The following is a 4,106-nucleotide window of genomic DNA, read 5'->3' as shown; positions in this document are numbered from 1 at the left end:
CTCCGGTCGTTCTCGCCGCCCACCCCCGCCTCGGGGGACCCATGGGGTTTTGGGCAGTGCTGGAGGCACCGATGGTTTTTACCTTCCAACCGCCACTTTTAGCTGGACTGTCAGGATATTGCGCCGAGCTTTCGAGCGCCATGCTCGGAGCTGAACTCGGTCTTCCCGTGGCCCATCTCGACAGCCACGCAAGCTACATCGACCACTGGCTGAAGCTGCTCAGGGAAGACGACCGCGCGATCCTGACCGCCGCGGCCCGGGCCGAGGAGGCGTCGAGCCTTCTCCTGAAGCTCGGCGGCCGTGAGACCGTCGTGGCCGAAGAGCCCGGCGACGACGCGCTGGCCGCCTGAAGGGAGGGCACCATGAGCCGGTCCATCAGCTATCCCAACGGCGCCATTGTCGCCTTCACCATCCTCGAGGTCGAGCGCACCGAGGATTGGGAGCTCGAATACGAATGGCTGCGCGATGACCTCACGGAGCGCGCGGCGGCCGCCTTCCCCTCGCTCCTGCCGCACGACGGCTGGCGGGGCCGCGAGGATCGGATCCTGCTGCGCAACGCCTATGCCGACTTCGGCGTCTCGATCTACGGCGGCCTCGTCGCGGTGTGGCTCGCCGAGCGCGACGACGGCGCCTATTGCGATGCCGACTGCAGGACTGCCCGGTCGCCGCGAGCACAACGCTGGCTCCGCCAGATCGCCAGCCGCTTCGACCACCTGTTCGGCGACTATGACCGCCTCGGGCGCATGTCGAACGGTGAAGCCGTCTATCGCAAGCGTGCCTGATCCCGGGCGGAAAAGCGACTCATCTGCCCGTTTCCATCGCGGGCGCCCGCTTCCTCCAGTCGTGGCACGCGCCACGCGAGAGAGGCCCTGGGCCAGCCGGCCGGGTCCGCAACCCGGCCTCGCCAGGCCCGTGTTGGCCCGGTCCCTGCGGGCCCGTTCCGGCCCGCGCCAGCCTGGCGATGCGGGTTTCCCCTCCGGGTGCGGAGCCCGGCCTTGAAGCTGGCCCTGACGGCCTCTCGCTGCCGCGGCCATGACGGCCTTCCTGGCAGCGCCACCAGTCAGGAGGACAAGATGCACAGCTCTTTCGCAGACCAGCTCGCCGGGCTCGACCTTTCCGGCTTTTCGATCGGTCCCGCGCCGGTCTCGTCCGACGATTTTCCGCTTCGCGAAGCGGTCGTGCAGACGCTCGAAGCGGTCTGGTCCGATCTCTTCGCCATGATCTCGGGAACCGCGCTCGAGGCCGACGCCGAAGATCTCGGCTGGGCCTTCGTCAACATCTTTCACCGGTCCGCGGCTCGCAAGTCGACGGCGCTCGACCGCGCCACCGACGAGGTCCGGGCGCTGATCGCGACCGCCGACGGTTCCGAGGTCCAGACGCACGAACTCGAGACGCAGGTCGAGCGGGCGCAATGCGCCGAAGCGGCGATGCTGGCGCTCGAGGAAATGCGCGAGGTCGCGGCGGCGCTCTACCTCAATGAATTCGGCTCTTCGTGGAAGCCAGTCTCGAGCTCTCGCTTCAATCACAGCGCAATGCTGACCTCCGCCCTGGTCGAAGGGCGCGACTTCCTGCGCGCCCGCGCCGAAGCCAAGCGGCGCGCTGCAATGCCCGAAGGGACGCCGGTGATCTTCGCCGGCGGGCGCACCCGCCATGCGACGGAAGCGGACGCGCTCGCGTTCGCCAACAACGTCTGGGCCACGCTGGACAAGGTCCGCGACCGTGTGCCCGACATGGTCCTCATCCACGGCGGCGACAGCAAGGGCGCTGACCGGCTCGCCTCGTCCTGGGCCGAGCGTCGGCAAGTGGCGCAGGTGACGTTTTCGCTCGACATGCGGCTCGGCGCACGCGCCGGCTTCAAGCGCAACGAGCGCATGCTCTCGCTCGATCCGCGGTACGTGGTCGCGTTTCCCGGCAATGGCGTCCTCGAGCGGCTGGTCATCGAGGCCAAGGCCCGGCGGATCACCGTCGTCGATCGGCGGGGCCCGCTCGGGACATGCCCGCGCAGCGCGGCGGTCGCCGCTGACTAGCGCGCGCATGCTTTCGCGCCAGCGCCAGCTCGGCGCTGGCGCAGCCGCACCAGAGGGGAGGCATCGGCTGCCTCTGCGAGCCGGGCGGTGGACGTCTGGCCGGCAGCACAGGAGGACCCCTCATGACAGATTTCCAAGCCGCGATCACCGAGTTCGCGGTTCGCCAGGCCGAGCGTGAAGCCCAGGCGCAGATCGAGATCCAGCATCTCAAGGGCGTCGTCATCCCGCCGTTGCGGACGGCGGGGATCGTCCGCGTCGAGATCGGCTTCGACGGGTACGGCGACAGCGGCGCCGTCGAGGAATGCGTCTGCTACGATGCCGCCAACGCTTCGGTTGCTTGTCCCGACGCTGCGGCGGAACCGTTCCGTCCGGAGACTTCGGAGGGCAACGTCGATGGCGAGCCGCAGTCGCTCGCGGTAGCGCTGGAATCGCTCGGCTATCTCGCGCTCGAACGCCACCATCCCGGTTGGGAGCTCAACGATGGCGCGTACGGCCAACTCGTCATCGATGTGGCCGAGGCGAGCTTCACACTAGATTGCAGCCTGCGTTTCACCGCCACCGACGATCACTCGACCGAGCTCTAGGAGAAGCGAGATGGCGCATTGCTATTACCACGCGCTTTCCTCGGTGCGGAAATGGGGCGGCAACGTGGAGGATTATCTCCCGCTGCACCAATGGTTCGACCAGTCGAAAGCGATCCTCGCCGACCCCAGGCACCGCGCGCTGCGGCACCATGCCGAGGGGATATTCATGCTCGAAACGCTGTTCGGAGCGACCATCGTCAACGCCGACGGTCGGTCGGTTCCGGTGCGCCTTGTCGGCGAGCAGCACGTGCGTGAGGACCTGGGATCAATCCCCTCGTTCGCGGACTGGGCGCGCCTCATCACTCCCCAGGCCTGGATGCTTCGCGGGCATCGTCTCGACGAGTCCGTCGAGCTGTCAGGCGATCGTGCGGCTGGCGGTGAGGTCGTCCCGTCCAGCGGCCCTTCTTCTTCCGTGGGCGGCCGGTCTCGCATCGCGATTTGAAGCTGCTCCGCGGCGGTTGCAGATACGGGCGAACTGGTGTCGACCGCTCGAAACGGAACGGGCATGGCGGTCCTGTCGACGGCATCCGTGACCAACCCGGCTCTCAAGCAAACCTGTCCCTGAAGCAGCCCCGTCGAGGCGCGCAACCCGGACCCGGTCCGGCCGTGTTGCCGGGCTTGCGCCCGGCTGCCCGCACCACCCGAACCGTCTCCAGGTTCCCCTTCGGTGCGCTTCGCCGTGGGCCGCTTCTGCTCGGGTTTGCAGCCGGGATGGACCCGGATTGCTCGATCAGGAGAAGACCCATGACCAATCTCGTTATTCTCGTCGGCCGTATCGCCCGCGATCCCGAAGCCCGCACCACCCAGGGCGGAACCAGCATCACCTCGATCTCGGTGGTGACCGACCGTCCGGCCAGGAAGGACGGCAAGACCTACAAGGACGAGAACGGCTACACCGCCAAGGAAAGCGAGTTCCACCGCGTCACCTGCTTCAACGGGCTCGGCCAGAATGTCGCCAAATACTGCACCAAGGGCCAGCTGGTGACGGTCGAGGGCCGCATCCACTACACCTCGTGGGAGGACAAGGACGGGGTCAAGCGCTACGGCTGCGAGATCATCGCCGACAAGGTGGATTTCCTCTCCAAGGGCCGTTCGAGCGCCAACGAGGGCGCTCCCGACATCGACGAGGATTGAGCATCCCCACCCACGACAAGGCCCCGGTGGCGCAGGCCATCGGGGCCTTTTCTTTTGCGTGACTGCTTAGCGGCGGTGCGGGGCATCGAACCCGCGCACCGCCGCGTCTGCCCATCAGGCGGGAGCGATGCGCTTCAGCGTCTCGTCGATCCCGAGCGCCATCGACGCGCGGACGAGCTGGCGCAGCTGCGCCGGCTCGATCGTCTCTGCGCCGCATTCGACGAGCAGCTTGCCTGTCCGTCGTCAGAACATTTGGCGCAACTCGCGGCGTAGATTAGCGGAGTGCGGGCCTCGTCTGGGGGTTGATGTTAGGCGGCGAGCTTGCGGTGAAGCAAGCGCCGATGTTCGATGGTCTGCCGTT

Annotated in this window: 7 protein-coding genes; 6 read left to right on the top strand and 1 reads right to left on the bottom strand. The window is 67.4% G+C overall.

Annotated features, from left to right (window positions below):
* From ENE74_RS17995 to ENE74_RS17970, 6 genes are all read left to right on the top strand, one after another.
* On the top strand, positions 1-350 hold a 350-nt coding region (locus tag ENE74_RS17995; RefSeq protein ID WP_241242089.1), incomplete at its 5' end, for a zincin-like metallopeptidase domain-containing protein.
* Positions 351-362: 12 nt separating this feature from the next.
* Entirely contained in the window at positions 363-782 is a 420-nt protein-coding gene (locus tag ENE74_RS17990; RefSeq protein WP_127692234.1) for a hypothetical protein, read from the top strand.
* 291 nt (positions 783-1,073) lie between these two features.
* A complete protein-coding gene (locus ENE74_RS17985) occupies positions 1,074-2,027 on the top strand; it encodes a DUF2493 domain-containing protein (RefSeq protein WP_127692235.1) in 954 nt (317 codons plus the stop codon).
* 122 nt (positions 2,028-2,149) lie between these two features.
* The gene (locus tag ENE74_RS17980) at positions 2,150-2,611 is read left to right on the top strand and encodes a DUF6878 family protein (protein ID WP_127692233.1); all 462 of its coding nucleotides are present in this window, start codon (positions 2,150-2,152) and stop codon (positions 2,609-2,611) included.
* Positions 2,612-2,621: 10 nt separating this feature from the next.
* Positions 2,622-3,053, top strand: a complete 432-nt coding sequence (locus ENE74_RS17975; RefSeq protein ID WP_127692232.1) for a DUF6915 family protein — start codon at positions 2,622-2,624, stop codon at positions 3,051-3,053.
* 302 nt (positions 3,054-3,355) lie between these two features.
* On the top strand, positions 3,356-3,745 hold the full coding sequence (locus ENE74_RS17970) for a single-stranded DNA-binding protein (RefSeq protein WP_127692231.1): 390 nt from the start codon (positions 3,356-3,358) through the stop codon (positions 3,743-3,745).
* Positions 3,746-3,859: 114 nt separating this feature from the next.
* Here ENE74_RS17970 and ENE74_RS18685 read toward each other — a convergent pair whose 3' ends face one another.
* On the bottom strand, positions 3,860-3,973 hold the full coding sequence (locus ENE74_RS18685; protein ID WP_277601388.1) for a DUF6437 family protein: 114 nt from the start codon (positions 3,971-3,973) through the stop codon (positions 3,860-3,862).
* Between the last annotated feature and the right edge of the window lie 133 nt (positions 3,974-4,106).

Origin of the sequence: Sphingobium algorifonticola (assembly GCF_004005485.1) — a bacterium.
Taxonomy (GTDB): Bacteria; Pseudomonadota; Alphaproteobacteria; order Sphingomonadales; family Sphingomonadaceae; genus Sphingobium; species Sphingobium algorifonticola.
This window is presented reverse-complemented; position numbering and strand designations above follow the sequence as displayed.